The 22,011-nt window shown below is 70.1% G+C and carries 21 protein-coding genes; 19 read left to right on the top strand and 2 right to left on the bottom strand.

What is annotated here, in order from left to right; all coding sequences use genetic code 11:
* Window positions 1-67: 67 nt before the first annotated feature.
* A complete protein-coding gene (locus DEJ21_RS06105; RefSeq protein WP_111224038.1) occupies window positions 68-745 on the top strand; it encodes a hypothetical protein in 678 nt (225 codons plus the stop codon).
* 44 nt (window positions 746-789) lie between these two features.
* A complete protein-coding gene (ffh, locus tag DEJ21_RS06100; RefSeq protein ID WP_027465889.1) occupies window positions 790-2,340 on the top strand; it encodes a signal recognition particle protein in 1,551 nt (516 codons plus the stop codon).
* A 340-nt stretch (window positions 2,341-2,680) separates the two neighbouring features.
* Here ffh and DEJ21_RS06095 read toward each other — a convergent pair whose 3' ends face one another.
* Entirely contained in the window at window positions 2,681-3,820 is a 1,140-nt protein-coding gene (locus tag DEJ21_RS06095; RefSeq protein WP_181431646.1) for a glutamate--cysteine ligase, read from the bottom strand.
* A gap of 119 nt (window positions 3,821-3,939) precedes the next feature.
* On the opposite strand from DEJ21_RS06095, the gene aroA reads away from it, so the two are divergent.
* The 8 genes from aroA to trmD all read left to right on the top strand — a co-directional run bounded on the left by aroA (window position 3,940) and on the right by trmD (window position 13,549).
* Window positions 3,940-7,206 (top strand): 3-phosphoshikimate 1-carboxyvinyltransferase, encoded by a 3,267-nt coding sequence (aroA, locus tag DEJ21_RS06090; protein WP_111224037.1) that lies wholly within the window; start codon window positions 3,940-3,942, stop codon window positions 7,204-7,206.
* Complete coding sequence (locus DEJ21_RS06085; protein ID WP_111224036.1) at window positions 7,203-8,381, top strand: acyl-CoA dehydrogenase family protein; 1,179 nt, start codon at window positions 7,203-7,205, stop codon at window positions 8,379-8,381. Before aroA ends, DEJ21_RS06085 begins: the two co-directional genes overlap by 4 nt.
* A gap of 83 nt (window positions 8,382-8,464) precedes the next feature.
* Entirely contained in the window at window positions 8,465-9,328 is an 864-nt protein-coding gene (locus tag DEJ21_RS06080) for an SDR family oxidoreductase (protein WP_111029153.1), read from the top strand.
* Window positions 9,329-9,332: 4 nt separating this feature from the next.
* Window positions 9,333-11,468: an FAD-dependent oxidoreductase gene (locus DEJ21_RS06075; protein ID WP_111224035.1), complete on the top strand. Its 2,136-nt coding sequence runs from the start codon at window positions 9,333-9,335 to the stop codon at window positions 11,466-11,468.
* Window positions 11,469-11,632: 164 nt separating this feature from the next.
* Window positions 11,633-12,046 carry a 30S ribosomal protein S16 gene (gene rpsP / locus DEJ21_RS06070; RefSeq protein WP_027465884.1) on the top strand — a complete coding sequence of 138 codons (414 nt, stop codon included), beginning with the start codon at window positions 11,633-11,635 and terminating at the stop codon, window positions 12,044-12,046.
* A 3-nt stretch (window positions 12,047-12,049) separates the two neighbouring features.
* On the top strand, window positions 12,050-12,286 hold the full coding sequence (locus DEJ21_RS06065; RefSeq protein WP_017888258.1) for an RNA-binding protein: 237 nt from the start codon (window positions 12,050-12,052) through the stop codon (window positions 12,284-12,286).
* A 19-nt stretch (window positions 12,287-12,305) separates the two neighbouring features.
* Window positions 12,306-12,851: a ribosome maturation factor RimM gene (gene rimM, locus DEJ21_RS06060; RefSeq protein WP_171907871.1), complete on the top strand. Its 546-nt coding sequence runs from the start codon at window positions 12,306-12,308 to the stop codon at window positions 12,849-12,851.
* A gap of 5 nt (window positions 12,852-12,856) precedes the next feature.
* Complete coding sequence (gene trmD, locus DEJ21_RS06055; RefSeq protein WP_111224034.1) at window positions 12,857-13,549, top strand: tRNA (guanosine(37)-N1)-methyltransferase TrmD; 693 nt, start codon at window positions 12,857-12,859, stop codon at window positions 13,547-13,549.
* 150 nt (window positions 13,550-13,699) lie between these two features.
* Here trmD and map read toward each other — a convergent pair whose 3' ends face one another.
* Window positions 13,700-14,491, bottom strand: a complete 792-nt coding sequence (gene map / locus DEJ21_RS06050; protein ID WP_111224033.1) for a type I methionyl aminopeptidase — start codon at window positions 14,489-14,491, stop codon at window positions 13,700-13,702.
* 168 nt (window positions 14,492-14,659) lie between these two features.
* Here map and rplS point away from each other — a divergent pair, with 168 nt between their 5' ends.
* From rplS to DEJ21_RS06000, 9 genes are all read left to right on the top strand, one after another.
* The gene (rplS, locus tag DEJ21_RS06045; RefSeq protein ID WP_017888254.1) at window positions 14,660-15,016 is read left to right on the top strand and encodes a 50S ribosomal protein L19; all 357 of its coding nucleotides are present in this window, start codon (window positions 14,660-14,662) and stop codon (window positions 15,014-15,016) included.
* Between the two features lie 124 nt (window positions 15,017-15,140).
* Window positions 15,141-15,884 (top strand): signal peptidase I, encoded by a 744-nt coding sequence (gene lepB, locus DEJ21_RS06040; RefSeq protein WP_111224032.1) that lies wholly within the window; start codon window positions 15,141-15,143, stop codon window positions 15,882-15,884.
* Window positions 15,881-16,588 (top strand): ribonuclease HII, encoded by a 708-nt coding sequence (locus DEJ21_RS06035; RefSeq protein ID WP_111023976.1) that lies wholly within the window; start codon window positions 15,881-15,883, stop codon window positions 16,586-16,588. The genes lepB and DEJ21_RS06035 overlap by 4 nt, the downstream gene beginning before the upstream one ends.
* Window positions 16,589-16,633: 45 nt before the next feature.
* The gene (locus DEJ21_RS06030; RefSeq protein WP_017888251.1) at window positions 16,634-16,957 is read left to right on the top strand and encodes a DUF2469 family protein; all 324 of its coding nucleotides are present in this window, start codon (window positions 16,634-16,636) and stop codon (window positions 16,955-16,957) included.
* A gap of 117 nt (window positions 16,958-17,074) precedes the next feature.
* Window positions 17,075-17,425 (top strand): Lsr2 family protein, encoded by a 351-nt coding sequence (locus tag DEJ21_RS06025; RefSeq protein ID WP_017888250.1) that lies wholly within the window; start codon window positions 17,075-17,077, stop codon window positions 17,423-17,425.
* A 163-nt stretch (window positions 17,426-17,588) separates the two neighbouring features.
* Complete coding sequence (locus DEJ21_RS06020) at window positions 17,589-17,966, top strand: YraN family protein (RefSeq protein ID WP_244993148.1); 378 nt, start codon at window positions 17,589-17,591, stop codon at window positions 17,964-17,966.
* Window positions 17,963-19,486 carry a YifB family Mg chelatase-like AAA ATPase gene (locus DEJ21_RS06015; RefSeq protein ID WP_111224031.1) on the top strand — a complete coding sequence of 508 codons (1,524 nt, stop codon included), beginning with the start codon at window positions 17,963-17,965 and terminating at the stop codon, window positions 19,484-19,486. Before DEJ21_RS06020 ends, DEJ21_RS06015 begins: the two co-directional genes overlap by 4 nt.
* Window positions 19,486-20,373, top strand: a complete 888-nt coding sequence (locus DEJ21_RS06010) for a DNA-processing protein DprA (protein WP_111224030.1) — start codon at window positions 19,486-19,488, stop codon at window positions 20,371-20,373. Before DEJ21_RS06015 ends, DEJ21_RS06010 begins: the two co-directional genes overlap by 1 nt.
* A gap of 1,002 nt (window positions 20,374-21,375) precedes the next feature.
* Complete coding sequence (locus DEJ21_RS06000) at window positions 21,376-21,972, top strand: hypothetical protein (RefSeq protein WP_146247710.1); 597 nt, start codon at window positions 21,376-21,378, stop codon at window positions 21,970-21,972.
* Window positions 21,973-22,011 lie beyond the last annotated feature (39 nt).

The raw sequence follows: 22,011 nt of genomic DNA, 5'->3' as shown, positions 1-22,011 counted from the left end.
GTTTCTGGACGGCGTCCAACAACCGGGTGCTTGACCTCAACAATGGTTGAGATGGTCCGATGAGGACATGGACATCCGACAGGTACAGCTCGCCACCCGATCGCTCGCCGACACCGCCCGGTTCTACGAACGACTGGGGTGTCCGGTCGAGGTCGTCGACGCCACGGTGCGCGTCGTGGTGGGGTCGTCGCTCCTCGTGTTCCGCGAACTGCCCGAGATGACCGGAGCCCTGCACCTGGCGATCACGATCCCCACGGGGACGTTCGACGCGGCCAAGGCCTGGATCGCCGGACTGACGACGGTGCTCGGTACGGACGACCAGGACGAGTTCGAGGGGCCGCCGAACTGGAACTCGCGGTCGGTCTACTTCGAGGGGCCCGACCAGCAGCTCCTCGAGCTCATCGAGCGGCGGGACCTGGAGTCGGGCGCCCGGCGCGCCGGCGACGGTTCCGGCACCGGCACCGGCACCGTCGTCCCGCTCGTCTCCGTCAGCGAGGTCGGCGTCCCCGTCCCTGACGTCCTCGGCGCTGTCGAGGCCCTGCGACGCGCCGGTGTCGAGCCGTACGCCAACCCGCCGGGGGAGTCCTTCGCGGCGGTCGGCGACGTGGACGGTCTCGTGATCCTGGTGTCGCCCGACCGACGCTGGTTCCCGACCGGGGACCGGAGCCCGTCGAGCGCGCCGGTGGTCATCGACGTGGGGCTCGGGGCACCGCTCGAGCTGACCGAGGGTGTCCTCCTGCGGTGAACGGGCCGGTGCCGTCGGCGGGAGCCTTGTAGAATCGACGGATCATGGCGCAATTCGGTTCACTCTCCGATCGGCTGACCGAGACCTTCCGCAATCTGCGGAGCAAGGGTCGGCTGACTCCGTCCGACGTCGACGGCACCGTCCGCGAGATCCGGCGGGCGCTCCTCGACGCCGACGTCGCGCTCGAGGTCGTCAAGGCGTTCACCGCATCGGTGCGCGAGCGTGCCCTCTCCGACGAGGTCAACCGCGCGCTCAACCCGGCGCAGCAGGTCGTCCAGATCGTCAACGAGGAACTCGTCGGCATCCTGGGCGGGCAGCAGCGACGGCTCGAGTTCGCGAAGAAGCCGCCGACGGTCATCATGCTCGCGGGTCTGCAGGGTGCCGGTAAGACCACCCTCGCGGGCAAGCTCGGCAAGTGGCTCAAGAAGGACGGCCACACCCCGATGCTCGTCGCGGCGGACCTCCAGCGTCCGAACGCCGTGCAGCAGCTGCAGGTCGTCGGCGAGCAGGCCGGCGTGCACGTCTTCGCACCCGAGCCCGGCAACGGTGTCGGCGACCCGGTCAAGGTCGCCAAGAACGCCATCAAGGCCGCGATCGACCAGCAGTACGACACCGTCATCGTCGACACCGCCGGTCGACTCGGTGTCGATGCCGAGCTGATGAAGCAGGCCGCGAACATCCGCAAGGCCGTGGACCCCGACGAGGTCCTGTTCGTCATCGACGCGATGATCGGTCAGGACGCCGTCAACACGGCGCGTGCGTTCCAGGAAGGCGTCGACTTCACCGGTGTCGTGCTCTCCAAGCTCGACGGTGACGCCCGCGGTGGTGCAGCCCTGTCGGTGGCCAGCGTGACCGGCCGGCCGATCATGTTCGCGTCGACGGGTGAGTCGCTCGACGACTTCGAGCCGTTCCACCCGGACCGCATGGCGAGCCGCATCCTCGACCTCGGCGACATCCTGTCCCTCATCGAGCAGGCGCAGGGCGCCTTCGACGAGGAAGAGGCGCGCAAGGTCGCGGACAAGATCGCGACCGACAACTTCACGCTGAACGACTTCCTGCAGCAGATGCAGCAGCTCCGCAAGGCCGGCTCCATCAAGGGCATGCTCGGCATGCTCCCGGGAGCGAAGGGCATGCGCGAGGCGCTCGACAACTTCGACGAGCGCGAGATCGTCCGCACCGAGGCGATCATCCAGTCGATGACGCCCCAGGAGCGCGAGCTCCCGAAGCTCCTGAACGGTTCGCGCCGTCTGCGCATCGCCCGCGGTGCCGGATCGACGGTCACCGAGGTCAACGCGCTGGTCAACCGCTTCGAGCAGGCCGCCAAGATGATGAAGACCGTCGCCCGCGGTGGCGTGCCGCAGATGCCGGGCATGGGTCCGATCCCGGGCATGCACGGCGGCAAGAAGCAGCAGCAGGGCGGCAAGAAGAAGTCGAAGGTGGGCAACCCCGCCAAGCGCGCGGCCCTCGCGGCCGGCGCGGCGGCTGCGCCGCAGCAGGCCCCGCAGGGGTCCGGCCTCGGCCTCGGTGGCGCCAAGGGCGGCAAGGCACCGACCGAGGAAGAGCTCGCGAGCCTGCAGAAGTTCCTGGGTCGCTAGTCGCGACCACCTGACGGACGGGAGGCCCGGTGCCAGCTGGCACCGGGCCTCCCGTCCGTCGTCCGGTCCCGTCGCGACGTTCCTTCCCATCGCACGCGCGATGGAAAGTGGAATCGGGCGTACCTGGTCGAAAGAAACGACCAGGTACGCCCGATTCGACCAGGTATCCCCGGATCGATCAGGTGGGTGGGCGCGGACTGGACGCGCGGGGCGGCGTCGCGACGTTCCTTCCCATCGCACGCGCGATGGAAAGTGGAATCGGGCGTACCTGGTCGAAAGAAGCGACCAGGTACGCCCGATTCGACCAGGTACGCCCGATTCGGGGGCGGGCCGGTCGCGGCTAGAGCGCTTCGCGGAACTCGGTCACCAGGTGGCGGACCACGGCGCGCAGGTCGCCGCCGTTCTCCTGCGCGACCTGCAGCTGCCGCTGGTACGAGGCGCCGCGCTCGATCATCGTGTCGAGGTGGTGCAGCTCGTCGAGGCAGCCGAGCCGTTCGGCGATCGGGTCGAGCCGCTGCACCAGGTCGTGCACCTCGTCGGTCACGAGCCGCTCGTCGCCGGCGACGTTCGTGATGATCTCGGCCTCCATGCCGTAGCGGGCCGCGCGCCACTTGTTCTCGCGGATGAACCACGGCTGCATGGTGGGCAGGGTCTCGCCGGCGTCGAGCCGGTCCGAGCAGGCGGTGACCAGGCACTGCACGAGCGCGGTGACGGCGCCGACCTCGTGCAGGGTCGAGATGCCGTCGGAGACCCGGTTCTCGAGGGTGCCCCAGCCCGGCGACGGACGGATGTCCCAGCGCAGGTCCTTCACGCCGTCGATGACGCCGGTGTGTGTGAGGTCGCCGACGACCTCTTCGAAGTTCGCCCAGGCGCCGAGCTGCGGCGGGAGCCCGCCGGTCGGGAGCTGCTGGAACATGAGGGCGCGGTTCGAGGCGTACCCGGTGTCGGTCCCGCCCCAGAACGGGCTCGACGCGGTGAACGCCTGCAGGTGCGGGACGTAGGCGAGCATCGCGTTCATGATCGGGACCGCCTTGTCGCGGTCGTCGATGCCGACGTGCACGTGCACGCCCCAGATGAGCATCTGGCGTCCCCACCAGCGGGTGCGGTCGATCAGGGTCGTGTAGTGCTCGCTGTCCGGGGTGATCTCCTGCTGGTCCCACACCGCGAACGGGTGCGTGCCCGAGCACATCACCTGGGCGTCGAGCGGTTCGGCGGCGTCGATGACCTCGCCGATGATGCCGGACAGCTCGCTCGTCGCAGCCCCCACGCGATCGTGGACGCTCGAGACGACCTCGACCGTGTTGGTCAGCAGCTCCTCGGTGACGCGGTCGTGGTCGCCGAGCCGCTCGTGCACGGCGGCGATGACGGCGGGGGCGCGGGGAGCGAGGTCGCCGGTCGACCGGTCGACCAGGGGGAGTTCCCACTCGACGCCGATGGTCGACGGGCGGGACTCGGTGAAGCGGATGTCCATGCCGTCCATCCTGCCCGGGTCCTTGTCGGACACGCACAACGAAGCGTTGTCCCGATCGTGCGGATCGTCCTGCAACTAGTTCCACTGTGGGCGTACCGTTGAAATGTTCCTACAGGGAAGAGGTACGCATGCAGTTGGTGGTGCGCGGGACGAACGTCCCGCTCGTCGGAGAACTCGACATCCCGGTCTCGAAGTACCACGCGCACCGCGCGCTGGTGCTCGCGTCGCTCGCGAAGGGGACGAGTGTCGTCTCCGGGGTGAGCGCGACGCGACAGGTGGAGTGGACCGTGGGCACGCTCCGCGCCCTCGGCGTCGACGTCAAGCGTCGCGGGAACGCGTACCACGTGACCGGGCTGGGCGGCCGGTACCAGGCGACCGACGTCGTGGACCACGGCTCGCGCGGTGTCGACGGACTGCTCAACATGGGGTCCTCGGGCACCACGCTCTACTTCATGACCGGGCTCGCCTCGCTGGCCGACCGCCCGATGACCCTGTCGGGCATGAAGTACTTCCAGCGCCGCCCGATCAAGGCGCTGCTCACCTCGCTGACGCAGATGGGGGTGGAGCTCGAGGCAACGAACGACTGCCCGCCCGTCACCGTGCAGCCGAAGCGTCCGCGCGGCGGTGACGTGACGATCGCCGGCACCCTGTCGCAGTGGGTGTCCGGGCTGCTGCTGGTGGCACCGTTCGCCGAGCACGAGACCCGGATCCACATCACCGGCGGGCGGCTCAACGAGCAGCCCTACGTCGAGCTCACCGTACGGATGATGCGGCAGTTCGGCCTGACGGTCGAGGTCTCCGACGACTGGCTCGAGTACCGGATCCCGGCGGGCCAGCAGGCCACCCCGCACGACTACGTCATCCCACCGGACATCGGCTCTGCAGCGTTCGGCATCGCGGCGGCCGGCACCCGCGAGTCGAACGTGCTCCTGCGCGGCATGACGGCCACGACGACGGCCGAGACCGACCACCCGGAGAGCGAGTTCCTGGACCTCGCGACCGCGATGGGCGTCCCGATGCGGATCGACGAGGAGACCGGCTTCCTCCGGATCGAGCACGACGGGTCCCCGCTCCGGCCGCTCGACGTCGACTGCCGTCCGATCCCGGACCTGCTGCCCGTGCTGTCGACGATGGTCACCTTCGCCGAGGGCACGAGCCGACTGTGGAACGTGGCGCACATCCGGCTGAAGGAGTCCGACCGCGTGGCGGCGATGCTCCAGCTGAACCGGATGGGCGGCCGTGCCGAGCAGGGCGCGGACGAGCTACGGGTCACCGGTGTCGGTGCGGCCGGGTTGCACGGTGCGCCGATGTCCTCGTTCAACGACCACCGCGTGCTGATGTCGCTCGCGGTCGCGGCGTCGGGTGCCGACGGGGTGTCCGGCCTGACCTACCCGCGTGCCTACCGGATCTCCTACCCGACGTTCCTCGAGGCGATGAACTCCGTCGGGCTCGACATGTCCGTCGGCGACCGGCTCGCAGCCCAGGTGGCGCGGGACGACCGGATCGACGCCGCCGAGGCCGAAGGGGTCCGCACGCACCTGGGCACGCCCCCGGTCAGCGCGGCAGCCGAGGACCTCGAGACGTCGGCGGCACCCGAGCCCGCCGACCAGCCGGTCGCGCAGCCCGCCGCACAGCCCGCCACCCCGCAGCCCGCCGCCCCGCAGCCCGCCGCCGCCGTGCCCGAGCTCGCCGGCGTCGACGCCGACCCCCTCGTCCTGAGCGAGCGGGTCCGTGCCCTGTCCCAGACCGACCCCGACGGCCTGGCCGTGATCGAGGTCGGCGGTGCGAGCCCCGCGAACACCACGTGGAAGGAGCTGCAGGACGAGGCCGACCGGGTCTCCGCCCTGCTGCTCGAACTCGGCGTGCGCACGGGTGAATCCGTCGCGATGCAGCTGCCGAACTGGCGCGAGTTCGTGTCGATCACCCTCGGTGCGGTCCAGATCGGCGCCGTCGCGACCCCGATCATGCCGGTGTTCGGTCCCCGCGAGACCACGATGACGCTGGCGCGTTCGAAGGCCCGTGTGGTCTTCCTGCCGAACGTGTTCCGGAAGCGCCGTCCAGCGCTCGAACTCCTCGACGTCATCGACGAGGCCGCCGCGCAGGACCGCCGCCTGTCGCTCGAGCACGTCATCGTGCTCCGCGCCGAGGCCCGCGGGCAGGGGGACACCCCGACGAACCAGCCGCCGCTGCCCGCCGACGCCCTGGAACGGGTCGTGGCGAGCGACTGGCACTGGCGCTACTTCGAGAACGCCCTCGCCGCGGTGCACGTCGACGTCGACGAGATCGCGTCGCACGCTCCCGGCCCGGACGACGTGTGCCAGCTGCTCTTCACCTCCGGCACCACGGGGGAGCCGAAGGGCGTGCAGCACCCGCACCGCACGCTCGGGCTCGCGACCGCCATGCACGTGGCGCAGTCCGGGCTGACCAGCGCCGACCGCATCTACATCCCGTCGCCGCTCGCCCACCAGACCGGGTTCCTGTACGGCATGCTGCTGGCGTTCCGGCTCGGTGCCCCGCAGGTCATCCAGCCGGTGTGGGACGGCCGCGTCGCACTCGAGCAGGCGTTCGGCGTCGCACGGGCGTCCTTCGTGCAGTGCGCGACGCCGTTCCTGACCGACCTCGTCGACCTGGTCGAGTCCGGTGCTCCGCAGCCCGAGTCGCTCCGGATCTTCGTGCCGACGGGCGCCGCGGTGCCCCGCGCACTGGCCCAGCGAGCGAGCACGGTGCTCGGCAGCGCCATCCTCGGCGCCTTCGGGACGAGCGAGACGTGTCTCGGAGCCCTGTCCAGCCCGAGCGACGACCCCGCCGACGCGTACGGTCACGACGGCCGGGCGCTGCCGGGCATTGCGATCCGCATCGTCGACGACGCGGGGATCGAGCTGCCTGCCGGGACCGAGGGCAACTTCGAGCTGCACTCGCCGACGATGTTCGCGGGCTACCTCGACCGCCCGGACCTGACCGACGACGTGTTCACCGCGGACGGCTGGTACCGGACCGGCGACCTGGCGAAGGTCGACGAGAAGGGCTTCCTGTCGATCACCGGGCGCGTGAAGGACGTGATCAACCGCGGCGGCGAGAAGATCCCCGTCGTCGAGATCGAGAACCTGCTGTACCAGCACCCGCTGGTCACGGACGTCGCGATCGTCGCGATGCCGGACGAGCGGCTTGGTGAGCGTGCCTGCGCCTGGGTCGTGAACGCCCGCGCGGAGGAGCCGCTCGACTTCGCCGGGATGCAGCAGTACCTCGACACGGCCGGCGTGAGCAAGTACTACTGGCCGGAGCGACTCGAGTACACCACCGAGCTGCCGCGCAACGCGGTCGGCAAGGTCCAGAAGAACATCCTGCGCGAGCAGGCGGCCGCACTCGTCGCGACGAAGGAGAACGAGACACGATGACGATCGTCGAGCAGACGAGCACGGGCTTCGACGAAGCCGCCTTCCAGCAGCTCAAGGCCGAGGTCACCGAGTGGGTGCGCGGCCCCGGCGAGGAGTGGGCGGACGAGATCGAGCGCACGGGCCGGGTCGCCCCCGAGCTGTTCCAGGAGCTCAAGGACAACGGGTGGCTCAGCCTCGCCGCCCCGACGGAGCTCGGCGGACGGGCGATCCCCTTCTCGCGCTACCTCGAGATCATGGAGGTCGTCTCCCGCTCGCACGCCTCCATCCGCATGCTCGTGCACGTCATCAACGGCACCTGGCGTGCGATGGCTCCCTACGCGACGCCGGAGCAGATCGAGCAGGTCGTCAAGCCGTCCGTCGCCGGTGACATGCTCGTCGCGTTCACCCTGACCGAGGCCACCGCGGGCACCGGAGCGGACATCCGCACGACCGTCCGGCGCGAGGGCGACACCTACGTGATGAACGGCGAGAAGCACCTCATCACCTTCGGCGTCAAGGCCGACTACTGGCTCATCGCCGCCCGCCTCGAGGGGACGAGCGGCCAGGACGGCACGGTCGCGTTCCTCATGCCGAACAACGGGCTGCCGGGTGCCGAGGTGATCGACGACTCCGACACCATGGGCATCCGCGGCACCGACCACGCGATCCTGCGCTTCACCGACGTGCCCGTGCCGGCGAGTGCACTGCTCGGCGCCGAGGGCCAGGGTCTCGAGGTCGCGCTCGGCGGCTTCCTGTTGCCGAGCCGGGTGTCCGTCGCGATGAGCGCCGTCGGGCTCGCCGAGCGGGCGAACGAGCTCGCCGTCGAGTACGCCAACAAGCGCGAGACCTTCGGCAAGCGGCTCTCCAGCCGCCAGGCGATCCAGTTCTACCTGGCCGAGAACTACGCCGACATCGCCGCCGCCCGCGCCCTGGTGCTTGAGGCCGCTCGCGCCTACGAGGACGACCGTCCCGACGCCGGCACCCTGTCCAGCGCCTCGAAGATGGTCGCCGTCGACATGCTCGCGCGCGTCACCGACAAGGCCCTGCAGGTGCACGGCGGGCAGGGCTACTGGAAGCGCAACGCCATCGAGCGCGTCTACCGCGACGCACGCGCGCAGCGCTTCGAAGAGGGCACCAACGAGATCCAGAAGCTGATCGTCGGCCGCGCCGTCGTGACCGGCCAGGCCGGGTTCTAGACCGCACCCAACCACCGGACTGGAGGCCCGTGGCGGGCCCGCCCCGCGCCTCCCGTCCGTCCCCACGCACGCAAAGGACCGCAGTGACCGACAGCACCAACGCACCCATCGCGCTCAGCTCGCCCATCGCACTGATCACCGGCGCTTCGCGCGGCATCGGCCGCCTGCTCGCGCAGAAGCTCGGCCAGCGCGGCGTCACCGTCGTGGTGACGTACAAGGGCAACGCCGACCTGGCCGAGGAGTCCCTCGCCGACGTCAGGGCGGCCGGCGGCGACGGCATCACGGCGCAGGTCGACATCGAGCAGCCGGAGTCGATCGACGCCCTGTTCGACCTGGTGCGCGACACCTACGGACGCCTCGACATGTTCGTGGCGAACGCCGCCGCCAGCGCGTTCAAGCCCGTCGCCGACCTCAAGCTGCACCACCTCGACCGCAGCTACGCCACGAACGCCCGCTCGTTCGTGCTCGGCGCCCAGCGCGCCGCGGAACTCATGGACCGGGGTGGCCGCATCGTCGTCGTGACCTCGTACGGATCACTCCGGGCATTCCCGACCTACGCCGCACTCGGTGCCGCGAAGGCGATGAGCGAGGCGTACATGAAGTACATGGCGGTGGAGTTCGGTCCGCGTCAGATCACGGTCAACGCGGTGAACGGCGGTCTCATCGACACCGACTCGCTCGAGTACTTCTACACGAAGGTCCCCGGGCAGGCGCCGATGGACACCGTCCTCGAGAAGCTCCCGCTGCAGCGCCCTGGGACGGCCGATGACATGGCCGACGCCGTCGACTTCCTGCTGTCGGACAAGGCCGGGTACATCACCGGGCAGGTGCTCTCGGTCGACGGCGGGCTGACGGTCATCGCACCGCCGTACTGGTCGGACACGACGTCGCCCCTCCGCGACGCGGTGCTGCCGGCCGACGCTCCGGCCGCGGACACCGCAGAATAGGCGCATGAGCAGCGTCGCTTCCGCCCCCGTCGTGCCGGAGTCCCTCCGGACCGTCGCGTCACCCTGGACCCTCGGCCCCCTGCACCTGGCGAACCGGGTGGTGATGGGGTCGATGCACACCGGGCTCGAGGTGCACGACGACGGCGGAGCCGGCATGGCCGCCTTCTACCGCGAACGGGCGGCCGGCGGGGCGGCGTGCATCATCACCGGCGGGATCGCGGTGAACGACGAGGCCCGCGGCGGTCCGGACTTCGCGGTGTTCGGCGTCGGGGGAGCCGACGAGCGGTTCCGGGTGGCGGTCGACGCCGTGCACGACGAGGGCGGGACCATCCTGGCGCAGCTGTTCCACGCCGGGCGGTACGCGCTCGCGTCGGGCATGGTCGACCGGCACGGCGACCCGCAGCGCGTCGTGGCGCCCTCGGCCCTGCCGTGGGCGGCCGCCCGCGGTGTGGTGCCGACCGCGCTGACGTCGGCCGAGGTCGAGCGGACCATCGAGGACTTCGCCGCCGCGGCCCGCACAGCGCGCGCGATCGGGTTCGACGGTGTCGAGATCATGGCGTCCGAGGGGTACCTGATCAACCAGTTCCAGTCGCCGCTGACCAACCTGCGCGACGACGAGTGGGGCGGCGATGCGGAACGGCGTCGGCGCTTCGCGGTCGAGGTCGTCCGGGCCGTGCGCGCCGCGGTGCCGGAGCTCGCCGTGACGATCCGGCTGTCCGGCGCGGACCTGATGCCCGGCTCGTCGACCGACGACGAGGTCGACGCGCTCGTGCACGACCTGCTGCCGCTCGGGCTGGACGGCATCTCGGTCGGCATCGGCTGGCACGAGTCCCGCACCCCGACCGTGCAGGCCTCGGTGCCGCACGGGGCGTGGCTGGCGTACGCGGCACGGATCGCCGCGGTGGTGCGCTCGTCCGCGTACCCGGACGTCCGCGTGATCGCCTCGAACCGGATGACGGACCTGCGCGACGGCGAGGCCGTGCTCAGCGACGGCCTGATCGACGCCGTCGCCCTCGCCCGGCCGTTCCTCGCCGACCCCGCCATCGTGTCGCGCTCGCTCGCGGGCGGGTTCGCCCTGGTGAACACCTGCATCGGCTGCAACCAGGCGTGCCTCGACCGTTCGATCATCGGTGCACCGGTGTCGTGCCTCGTGAACCCACGTGCCGCCCGCGAAGTGGCCTTCCCCGCCCGACCGACCGCGGACCCGAAGCGCGTCGACGTCGTCGGTGGCGGACCGGCCGGACTCGCCGCCGCGGTGGACGCCGCCCGCCGGGGCCACGACGTCACCGTCTGGGAGGCGTCCGACCGGCTCGGCGGCCAGTTCGGCCTCGCCGCACTCGTGCCCGGCAAGGAGGACTACGCCGCCACGGTGCGGTCCGCCCGTGCCGAGCTCGCGGAGCGGGGCGCCACGATCCACCTCGGACGCCCGGCCACGGCTCGGGACCTCGTCGACAGCGACGCCGTCGTGCTCGCGGCCGGGGTGGTCCCGCGGAGCATCGACGTCCCCGGCAGCGACCTGCCGCACGTGCTGTCCTACGAGCAGGCCCTGCGGAACGGCGTACCCGAGGGCACCGTCGCGATCATCGGCGGCGGCGGCATCGGCGTGGACACCGCGGCGTTCCTGACCGAGTCGCCCGACGAGGTCGTCCGGGCCGCCGAGTTCGCGGCCCGCTGGGACCTCGACGTGTCCGAGGAGCTCGTCGGCGACGTGCCGCAGCGCCTCCCCGCGGCACGGCGCACCACCCGACCGGGGTCCCAGGTGACGGTGCTCCGGCGTTCGGGCAAGTTCGGCCAGGGGATCGGCATCACCTCGCGCTGGGTCGCGATCGGCCGGCTGCGGGACGCCGGGGTGCGGATGCTCGGCGGCGTGCAGGAGTACCTGCGCATCGAACCCGGGGTGCTCTGGATCCGCGACGAGCACGGGGACGAGGTCGGCGTCCCGGCGGACACCGTCGTGGTCTGCGCCGGGCAGGAGCGCGCGACCGACGCCGAGGGCGACGCGCCTGACGGACTCGTGGCGGGCCTCCAGGCCGCCGGCGTGCCGTACGCCGTCGTCGGCGGCGCGCGGGACGCACGGAGCGTGGACGCGGTCCGAGCGACGTCCGAGGCCCTCGAAGCGGTGCGGCGCCTCGCGCCGTAGCGAGTCGGCTCGCATCACGGCCGGGAATCTGCAAGAATGAACGGTCGAATCGCCGCAGCTCGACCCTCTATCCAGCTGTGAGCGATCTCTCTCGAGCTTTCGCCGTGTGTGCCCCCACGCCCGCGGTTCCAGTTCAACCACAACGAAAGCAAACAGGAGCAATTGTGGCTGTCAAGATCCGTCTGAAGCGTCTCGGTAAGATCCGTGCGCCCTACTACCGCATCGTCGTCGCCGACTCGCGCACCAAGCGCGATGGTCGTGTCCTCGAGGAGATCGGTCAGTACCACCCGACCGAGGAGCCCTCGGTCATCAAGATCGAGTCCGAGCGTGCGCTCTACTGGCTCGGCGTCGGCGCGCAGCCGACCGAGCAGGTCGCGGCGCTCCTCAAGCTGACCGGCGACTGGGCCAAGTTCAAGGGCGAGAAGGACACCGAGTCCAAGGTCAAGGTCGCCGAGCCGAAGCCGGCCTTCCAGGTCGACTCCTCGAAGAAGGCCGTGCTCAAGCCGAAGTCGGAGAAGACGGCTCCCGCCGCCAAGGCCGACGACGCCGAGACCGCCGACGAGACGACCGAGGCGTAGTCCTTGCTCGAATCCGCGCTGACGCACCTCGTCAAGGGGATCGTCGATCACCCTGACGACGTGCGCGTCGCCAGCTCCACCTCCCCACGCGGCGAGGTCCTCGAGGTGCGCGTGCACCCCGAGGACCTCGGCCGCGTGATCGGTCGCGCCGGGCGCACCGCCAAGGCGCTCCGCACCCTCGTCACGGCCCTGGCCGACGGCAAGCGCGTGCGGGTCGACGTGGTGGACACCGATTCCTAGGGAGACGACCCAGCTCCGGGTGGGTCGAATCACGAAGGCGCACGGGCTCAAGGGCGGCATCAAGCTCGAGCTCTACACCGACGACCCGGATCGTCGGTTCACCCCGGGCGCCACCTTCACGCTCCAGGTCCCCGACGACTCACCGTGGTCGGGCAAGACCCTCGAGCTGGACGAACTCCGCTGGTACAACGGTCACCCCGTCGCGTTCTTCGCCGGGATCGACGACCGCACCGCGGCCGAGTCCCTGGCCCGCATCATCCTCTGGGTCGAGCAGGACGCCGACGCCGAGACCGGCGAGGACGACGCCTGGTACGACCACCAGCTCGTCGGGCTCAAGGTCCTGCGTGACGGCGTCGAGGTCGGCACGGTCGCCCGTGTGGACCACATGCCCGCACAGGACCTGCTCGCGATCGACACGCCGTCCCGCGGCGAGGTCCTCGTGCCGTTCGTGTCGGCCATCGTGCCCGCGGTCGACATCGCGGCCGGCACCGTCACGGTGACACCGCCGCAGGGCCTGTTCGAGGACCCAGAGGACACCTCGCGCCCCGAGACGGTCACGGACTAGTCCCCGTGCGGATCGACATCGTCACGATCTTCCCGGAGTTCTTCTCCGTGCTGGACGTGTCCCTGCTCGGCAGGGCCCGCTCCGGCGGTCTCCTCGACCTGCACGTGCACGACCTGCGGTCGTGGACCACCGACCGGCACCGCACCGTCGACGACACCCCGTACGGCGGGGGCGCCGGCATGGTGATGAAGCCGGAGCCGTGGGCGCAGGCGCTCGAAGCGCTCTTCCGGCCCGACGGCTCGTCGACCCTGGTGGTCCCGACGCCGGCCGGCACGCCCTTCACGCAGTCCATCGCGCGGTCCCTCGCGTCGACGTCGGAGCACCTCGTGTTCGCCTGCGGGCGGTACGAGGGCATCGACGCCCGCGTCTTCGAGTGGGCATCGTCGCGCGCCACCGTCGTCGAGCTCTCGCTCGGCGACTACGTGCTGAACGGCGGCGAGGTCGCCGCGATGGCGATCATCGAGGCCGTCGGTCGACTCGTCCCCGGCGTCGTCGGCAACCCCGAGTCGCTGGTCGAGGAGTCCCACGAGGACGGCCTGCTCGAGTACCCCTCGTACACCAAGCCCGCGTCGTGGCGCGGCCTCGACGTCCCCGACGTCCTGCTCAGCGGGCACCACGCCCGCGTCGGTGCCTGGCGGCACGAGCAGCAGCTGGAGCGGACGCGGCGCATCCGTCCGGACCTGCTGCCGCCTGCCTGACCGGCTGGCGCGCTTGCCTGCTGGAAGGATTTTCGGGCAGAGCGACACTCCTCGCGGTTCGTTCCGCGTGGACTGTCGCTGAGCACGAAACCCGGCTCCGGCGCGTCTGCCTGGAGGCACGGGGCGGGCCCGCACCGTGCCTCCCGTCCGTCAGACGGTCGGGTCGGCGCGCTGAGCGCGACGCAGGGTCAGGACCTCGGGGCCGGCCTCGGTGACCGCGACCGTGTGCTCGACGTGCGCGGCACGCGAGCCGTCGACGCTGCGCAGCGTCCAGCCGTCGTCGTCCTGGTAGAGCTCGTCGGTCGTCTGCATGAGCCACGGCTCGATCGCGACGACCAGACCCGGCCGGAGCTTCAGGCCGCGACCCGGGCGGCCGTCGTTCGGCACGTGCGGGTCCCCGTGCATCGTGCGACCGACGCCGTGCCCGCCGAACTGCAGGTTCACGTCGTGACCGGCCTGGTGCGCCACGTGACCGATGGCGTGCGAGACGTCGCCGAGTTTGTTGCCGGGAGCCGCCTGGGCGATGCCGGCGGCCAGTGCCCGTTCGACCGTGGCGATCAGTGCCTGGTCCTCGTCGCGCGGTGTGCCGACCTGGACGCTGACGGCGGAGTCCGCGACCCAGCCGTCCACGCTCGCGGCGAAGTCCAGGCTCACCAGGTCGCCGTCCTGCAGGATGTGGTCGTGCGGCAGGCCGTGCAGGGCGGCGTCGTTCACCGAGGTGCAGAGGTTCTTGCCGAACGGCGACATGCCGAACGACGGGTGGTAGTCGACGTAGCAGCTCTCCGCGCCGCGTTCGGCGATCATCCTGGCCGCGACGCGGTCGAGGTCGAGCAGGTTGACGCCGACGTCGACGGTCTCGAGCAGCTCGTCGAGGACGTCGGCCACGAACCGGCCGGCGACGCGCAGTCCGTCCAGCTCGGCGGGGGTGCGGAGTTCGATCATGGGTCCATCCTCGTCGTTTTGTCTCCCGCGCTCTCTGTGGCAGTATTGAACGCTGTGCCCTGGCTGGACTCTGCCACGGGGGAGTCGCCGACACCGGGCACGCACCACCACTTTCCGAACCTTCGATCCGCGGCGACCCGTGCGCGTCCGCAGAGAGTGAAACCCACCATGAGCCAGCTCCTCGACAACGTCGACGCAGCATCGCTGCGTACCGACGTCCCGGACTTCCGTCCCGGCGACACCATCAAGGTGCACGTCAACATCATCGAAGGCACGCGCTCGCGTATCCAGGTCTTCCAGGGAGTCGTCATCGGCCGTCAGGGCCACGGCATCGGCGAGACCTTCAAGGTCCGCAAGGTGAGCTTCCAGGTCGGCGTCGAGCGCTGGTTCCCGGTGCACTCGCCGATCATCGACCACATCGAGATCGTCACCAAGGGTGACGTCCGTCGTGCGAAGCTCTACTACCTGCGCGAGCTCCGCGGCAAGGCGGCCCGCCGCAAGATCAAGGAGAAGCGCGACGCCTGATCGCCTTCACAGTGAACGTCCGCGAGCCGGACGCCGCTGCGAGCCCCTCGTCCATGTACGGTTGTGCATCGACGGGGGGCTCTTCCCATTTTGCGGGGAGTCAGTGGTTCGAACGAGAGCGGAAATGACGGACACGACAGAGGATTCCGGGCGCAGGCCACGTGCCGAGAAGCAACGGAACGGTGTCCTCACATTCCTCCGCGACCTCGTCATCATCTTCGTCGCGGCACTGCTCGTGTCGTTCCTGGTGAAGACGTTCCTGATCCGGTCGTTCTACATCCCGTCGGCGTCGATGGAGAACACGCTCCAGATCAACGACCGCGTCATCGTCAACGAGCTCGTCCCCGGCGCCGTGGCGCTGAAGCGGGGAGACGTCGTCGTCTTCAAGGACCCGGGCGGTTGGCTCACCGGGTCCGAGGTGCCGAGCGTCACGCCGGACACCCAGCCCGCGAAGGCCATCGACTGGGCGCTGACCCAGGTCGGTCTCGGCACCGGTGACAGCGACGACCACCTGATCAAGCGCGTCATCGGTCTGCCCGGTGACAAGGTGTCCTGCTGCAACGACCTCGGGCAGATGTCGGTGAACGGTGTGCCGATCAAGGAGCCGTACCTGAAGCTCCCCGCCGGCGCCCCGGCCTCGGCGACCGACTTCTCGGTGACCGTGCCGAAGGGCACCATCTGGGTGATGGGCGACAACCGGAACGACTCGAAGGACTCCCGGTACAACGGCGACACCCCGTCGAAGGGCTTCGTCCCGATGTCCGACGTCACGGGCCGCGCGTTCGTCATCTCGTGGCCGGCGAGCCGTTGGACGTGGCTCGACGACCACCCCGAGGTGTTCGCCGGCGTGGAGGAGCGCGACGAGTGACCGCCGTCCGTCCGTCGCTCCGGGTCGAGAAACGTCTGCTCGCCGAGGGCCGCGTGACGGTCATCGGCATGGACGAGGTCGGCCGTGGCGCCATCGCCGGTCCGGTCGGCGTCGGTGTGGCCGCGGTGACGCTCGACATCGGTCGTGTGCCCCAGGGGCTCGCGGACTCGAAGCTGCTGTCGGAGGCGCGCCGGACCGACCTCGTGCCCGTCGTGCAGCGCTGGGCGCGCACGGCGGTCGGCATGGCGTCGGCGGACTTCGTCGACCAGCAGGGCATCGTGCCCGCTCTCGGTGCAGCCGGTGCGCAGGCGCTCGGCTCCCTGGTCGCCGACGGGGTGTCCCTCGACGGCGCGGTGGTCGTGCTCGACGGCTCGTTCGACTGGTTGAGCCGCGCCCTGCCCGCGTCGCTCCGTCCGGCCGCCGATCCGCTCGAGGTCGTCGTCCGGGTCAAGGCCGATCGCGACTGCGCCTCGGTGGCCGCGGCGTCCGTGGTGGCCAAGGTCGCTCGTGACGCGCTCATGATCTCCGCGCACGACGAGGCTCCGCACTACGGATGGGTGTCGAACAAGGGCTACGGCTCGACGGCGCACTACGACGCGATCCGGGCGATCGGGGCGCACGCGCTGCACCGGAAGTCCTGGTTGCACCAGGCCTCGAGCGTCGCGCTGGACGGGTTCGACGAACTCGACGCCCTCGCCGGTTGAGCCCGTCGTCCGCACGGGCCTCCGTCGCCGTAGACTGTGGGCGCAATGGATGAGGACGAATTCGACGACTACGACCGCGAGGTCGAGCTGGCCCTGTACCGCGAGTACCGCGACGTGGTGTCGCAGTTCCGTTACGTGGTCGAGACGGAGCGCCGTTTCTACCTGGCGAACGAGGTCGAACTCGTGCGCCGTGACACGGAGCACGACTTCTACTTCGAACTGACGATGAACGACGTCTGGGTCTGGGACGTCTACCGTTCCGACCGGTTCGTCAAGGGTGTCCGGGTACTCACGTTCAAGGACGTGAATGTCGAGGAACTCACGACGCGGGAACTCGAACTGCCGAAGGAACTCGCACTCGACGAGTGATCGTCAATTTCCTTTCTCCTGCTTCTTTCTCGGTGAATCGCCGCTGATCCGGACCGCCGGGGAATTGTGCGCGCTATTCTGATGGGGAAATAACCGCCCCACGAACAGGAGCACCCCATGGCACAGAAGGTCACCGTCCAGCTCGTCGACGACCTCGACGATTCCCCCATCACCACCGGTGAAGGCCGGACGGTCGAATTCGCGTTCGACGGCTCGTCGTACGAGATCGACCTGTCGAACGACAACGTCGACAAGTTCCGCGAGGCGATCTCCGACTACATCGCCGCAGCGCGCAAGGTCTCCGGTCGCCGCACCGGCGGCGGTTCCGCGCCGAAGTCCGCCCCGAAGCGCGGCAACTCCGAAGAACTCGGCAAGATCCGCGAGTGGGCCAAGGAGAACGGGTACGAGGTCTCCTCCCGCGGGCGCATCTCGACGCAGGTGCAGGAAGCCTACGCAGCAGCGCACTGACGCTCGTCGCAGCAGGACCCGGGTGATCTCGATCGCCCGGGTCCTGCTTCTTTCCTCCACAGGGGCAATTCGTCCGCACTGATTCCACAGACTCTCCGAGTCCGCCGATCGGTGTGTGCGTTCCGGAGATCGTTGTCGTGGAGGCAACGACATGGAACAAGACGTGCAACGAGCACCGGGGCGGTCGCTCCGGAACGGCCGACTCGGACGATTCGGTGAAGAGCGAGCGGTGGCCTGGCTCGAAGCCCGGGGATTCCGCGTGCTCGAGCGGAACTGGCGATGTGCGCGCGGTGAGATCGACATCGTCGCGTGGGATTCCTGCACGCTCGCCTTCATCGAGGTGAAGACCCGTTCCGGTGCCGCCACCGGTCACCCGTTCGAGGCGATCACGGCGGCGAAGCTCACCCGGATGCGACGACTCGTGCCCGAGTGGTTCGACGCGCATCCCGAGGTCTCGGCGCGCGCGGTCCGGGTGGACGTCGTCGCGGTCCACGTCGACGGCCCCCGCACCGTCGTCGAGCACCTGGCGGGTGTCCTGTGACGGGCATCGGTCGCGCTGCCGCGGTCGCGCTGCTCGGGGTCACCGGTCGGCGGATCGAGGTCGAAGCGCACCTGACCAGTCAGCTGCCGGCGTTCAGCATCATCGGTCTGCCCGACACCTCGTTGGGCGAGGCACGGGAACGTGTGCGATCCGCGGCCGCGAACGCGGGGTGTCCGCTGCCCGCCCGCCGGATCACCGTGAACCTGACCCCGGCGGCGATCCCGAAGCGCGGTTCGGGGTTCGACCTCGCCATCGCGATGGCCGTGCTCGCCGGTGCCGGTCTCGCGCCGGACGTCTCGGAGCGCATCGTCTACATCGGCGAGCTCGGCCTCGACGGGCGGGTGCGTCCGGTCCCCGGCGTGATCCCGATGTTGATCGCCGCGCGCGACGCCGGTGTGGACCGCGTCGTGCTGCCCGTCGGCAACCTGACCGAGGCCCGTGTGGTCGGCGGGGTCCGGATCCGGGGCGTGGACTCGTTGCGGGCGGCGGCGATCGACGCCGGGGCGCTCCTGCCGACGGTCGAGGTCGACCCGGTGCTGCCGGTCCCGGTCACGGCTGTGCCGCGTCCCGTGGCCGAGCTGTCGGACGTCGTGGGGAACCCGGTCGGCGTCCGAGCACTCATCGCCGCGGCGGCCGGTGGACACCATGCCCTGCTGCTCGGGCCGCCGGGCGCCGGCAAGACCATGCTCGCCGAACGGCTGCCCGGGCTACTGCCCGACCTCGACGACGAGACCGCGCTCGAGGTCGCCGCCGTCCGGTCCGTCGCCGGGCTGGGCCCCGCGTCGTGGAGCACGAAGCCACCGTGGGAAGCCCCGCACCACTCTGCGTCGGCGGTCTCGCTCATCGGCGGCGGATCCGGGGTCCTGCGCCCCGGAGCCGTGTCGCGCGCCACCGGGGGCATCCTGTTCCTCGACGAGGCACCGGAGTTCCCGCGGCCCGTGCTCGACGCGCTCCGGCAACCGCTCGAGTCCGGGCGGATCACGATCCACCGTGCGGCGGGAGCGGCCGAGTTCCCCGCACGCTGCCAGGTCGTCCTGGCGGCGAACCCCTGTCCGTGCGGCAACGCCGGTGGTGCGCACGGGCAGCCGTGCGAGTGCTCGCCGAGCACCGTCCGCCGGTACCTCGGCCGCATGTCCGGGCCGCTGCTCGACCGGATGGACATCCGGGTGCTGGTGCCCCGGGTGACGACGGGTCGGATGCGGGAGGCGGACGGCAGCACCCCGACGACGGCGCTGGCGCGTGCGGCGGTCGCGGCAGCACGAGCCCGCATGGCGGAGCGACTGCACGGCACAGGATGGACGCGCAATGCCGAGGTCACCGGGACGTGGCTCCGAGCCGAGGGGCGAATCGAACCCGGGTCGACGGCAGACCTCGATCGCGCACTCGACCTCGGGACCCTGACGATGCGCGGGTGGGACCGTGTCATGCGCCTGGCATGGACGCTCGCCGACCTCGACGCGGTGGAGCGGCCCACGGGCGCGCACGTCCGCGGCGCCCTGGCCCTGCGGAGCGCGCTGTGATGCCGGCGGGCACGGAGCTCCTCGACACCGTGGCGCGCCTGCTCGGGCCCAGCGGTGCCGCGGTGGATCCGGTGCAGGCCGCGGCACGGGTCGCCTGGTCGGCCATCGTCGAACCGGGGGACTCCGTCGCCGGCGAGCTCCTCAACGGCCTCGGACCCGAGCGCGCGCTCGGTGCGGTGCTGCTCGCCGCCGACGGAGACTTCGATTCGCTGCTGGGATGCTGCGTCGACGCCGAGGTGCCGGGTGCCGAGGACCCAGCGGTGCTGCTCGGCGTGCTGCAGACCGCGGTGGAACGCTGGCGGCCCCGATTGGCCGCTGTCGAGGTGGGCGACGTGCTCGCGGCTGTCGGTGCGGTCGGTGCCGGACTGCTGGTCCCCGAGAGCGACGGGTGGCCGCCCGCGTTGGACGACCTCGGGCCGCACGCCCCGGTGGTCCTCTGGACGCGCAGCACGGGTGCGCGCCTCGGCGACGGGATGCCGGCGTTGGGGGTCGTGGGGTCCCGGGCGAACACGGTGGCCGGTGCCGAGGCCGCCGCGGAGATCACCTCGACGGCGGCGGACGCGGGATTCCTCATCGTGAGCGGGGGTGCCTACGGCATCGACGCGGTGGCGCACCGTGTCGCCGTCGCCGCCGGGACGCCCACGGTCGCCGTCCTGGCGGGTGGCATCGACCAGCTCTACCCGGTGGGCAACGCGCAGCTGCTCCACAACGTGGCGCGGCAGGGGGCGCTGCTCGCTGAGTCGGCACCGGGGACGCGACCGACGCGTTGGCGTTTCCTCGCCAGTTGGCGCAAGCAGTATGCGTATTCGTCCCCGCAGGTTGAGCCACCGAACGCGGCCTACTGGCGCTGCTGCTGGGCTACTTCCGTTTGCACAGATCGGATCTGAGCCGCGAAGTCCGTTTTCTCTTGCCCACTGAATCGGAGGATCCGCGCCCCTCGAACTCGAAGCTCGACCTGGCGAACTAGTACCGCCACCTTCCGTTGGAGTTGCACCTGTTCAGAGAGGCTCGCTTGCATCCCATGGACGAGCCTCTCCATAGCCCCGAGAGCAGTGCCGGGCGCCAGCCGATCGAGCCCCAGGTTGTCCGCGAGTCGTAGCACTTCCGCCCACTCCGCTTCGGCCTCTGGAGTCGACGGACGGCTGTCGTGTAGGGCCCGCAGTCCAGGCCAGCGCGCGCGGGTTTCCTGCGCGTCCGCGAGCTTTCGTTCCATCTCCGCTAGGGCAGTCCTGGTGTCTTCGACTGATCGGTCGATCCCGGCCTGCGTGCGACGCACCTCAACCAGCGCTTTCCTCAACTTGCGCCGCATCCTTCGCCAGCGAGACCAGGGAGCAACTCGCAAGAGGACCTCGGTCACTTCGGGATTCACGCGCTGCAACACATCCCAAACAGGCAGCGCAACGAGGAACAACAGGGAGCTCCACACGAGCGCGCCAACTATGGAAGCCCGTTCCATCCCGTCTCGATGGACGAGTGCGTCCAGCGTCATATTGAAGGAGACCAACAGCGCGGCGGCGTATCCCGCAAGGAAGATTGACTGCACTACTCGAAGCCACCAAGGAAGCACTTCTGCGTTACGCAGCTGGCGGCCGACTTCGACACTCATCGCTAGCGCGAGGACTGGGATCACTGTGAGCATGGCGGACCAGAACGGGGCTGCGGCGTTAGCCGCCTCGGTCGACGCGGCGAGAATCACTCAGAGATCATGACACGGCCACGACGGCAATGGCTTATATGGAGGAGTCGAAGGAAGTGGAACCGGCGGAAGCGGCACTGACACGGCCTACCTCGTTTGAGCCATATCTGGAAGGACCGGCGATCCTTCGGACCGGATAGCGCCCTGGGGTATCGCGCCGGGCCTACAGACGAGTTAGAGATAGGGTGAGGTTGTGTCATCTGGTTGGTTCGGCCTTGACGCCGATTCGTGGGGGAACGTGATCGCGGCAGCCACGGGTGCGCTCGCGATCTTGGGCGGTGCCGTCACGTTCAACCGTACGGCGAGGCTCAATCGAGAGGCCAGAGCTGAGGAACGCGCGGCCGATCGAGACGCTGAGCTCCGGGCGCAATCCCGCGAGTCACTCGTGCGTGTGATTGAGGCGGGGACTCGGTTCCTGGATGTCATGCGTGCGCGGCGTTTGCGTCGCTTGCGCAAGGAGCCCGTGGACGCCGGTGATCGTGCAGCCCAGCTCATGGAGACTCGTGAGATTCTCGCAGCCGCATTACTCGTGCATGACCAAGAAGCCCGTAGCGGCATCGTGCGCGGAGTGACCGCGTTCCAGCTTTCGACGTGGCTCGTGGACGAGGATGACTGGGAGTACGAGAAGATCGACGTTCGGGAAACCCGTATTTTGTCGGCGGTGCGGGAGCTGGCGGCGGCACACCTCCGAGAGGACGCGACGGGTAAAAGTAGGGCGCTTGACACGATTCAGCGCGACTGGCACGAGGCGGACGAGGCTCGGCAGAAGTACGAAACGTCGCCGTCGTAGCCCCATCGCGGAGGCAAGCCTGTCGTTGTCGAGCACCCT

Source organism: Curtobacterium sp. MCSS17_006, from assembly GCF_003234215.1.
GTDB lineage: Bacteria > Actinomycetota > Actinomycetes > Actinomycetales > Microbacteriaceae > Curtobacterium > Curtobacterium flaccumfaciens.
The sequence above is the reverse complement of the archived record's forward strand: the minus strand, read 5'-3'. Positions and strand labels throughout refer to the sequence as shown.

Bases quoted from the DNA above. Each gene is read 5' to 3' on its own strand.
- DEJ21_RS06105 (WP_111224038.1), top strand. From the start codon at position 68: ATGGACATCCGACAGGTACAGCTCGCCACCCGATCGCTCGCCGACACC.
- ffh (WP_027465889.1), top strand. From the start codon at position 790: ATGGCGCAATTCGGTTCACTCTCCGATCGGCTGACCGAGACCTTCCGC.
- DEJ21_RS06095 (WP_181431646.1), bottom strand. From the start codon at position 3,820: ATGGACGGCATGGACATCCGCTTCACCGAGTCCCGCCCGTCGACCATC.
- aroA (WP_111224037.1), top strand. From the start codon at position 3,940: ATGCAGTTGGTGGTGCGCGGGACGAACGTCCCGCTCGTCGGAGAACTC.
- DEJ21_RS06085 (WP_111224036.1), top strand. From the start codon at position 7,203: ATGACGATCGTCGAGCAGACGAGCACGGGCTTCGACGAAGCCGCCTTC.
- DEJ21_RS06075 (WP_111224035.1), top strand. From the start codon at position 9,333: ATGAGCAGCGTCGCTTCCGCCCCCGTCGTGCCGGAGTCCCTCCGGACC.
- map (WP_111224033.1), bottom strand. From the start codon at position 14,491: ATGATCGAACTCCGCACCCCCGCCGAGCTGGACGGACTGCGCGTCGCC.
- rplS (WP_017888254.1), top strand. From the start codon at position 14,660: ATGAGCCAGCTCCTCGACAACGTCGACGCAGCATCGCTGCGTACCGAC.
- lepB (WP_111224032.1), top strand. From the start codon at position 15,141: ATGACGGACACGACAGAGGATTCCGGGCGCAGGCCACGTGCCGAGAAG.
- DEJ21_RS06030 (WP_017888251.1), top strand. From the start codon at position 16,634: ATGGATGAGGACGAATTCGACGACTACGACCGCGAGGTCGAGCTGGCC.
- DEJ21_RS06025 (WP_017888250.1), top strand. From the start codon at position 17,075: ATGGCACAGAAGGTCACCGTCCAGCTCGTCGACGACCTCGACGATTCC.
- DEJ21_RS06010 (WP_111224030.1), top strand. From the start codon at position 19,486: ATGCCGGCGGGCACGGAGCTCCTCGACACCGTGGCGCGCCTGCTCGGG.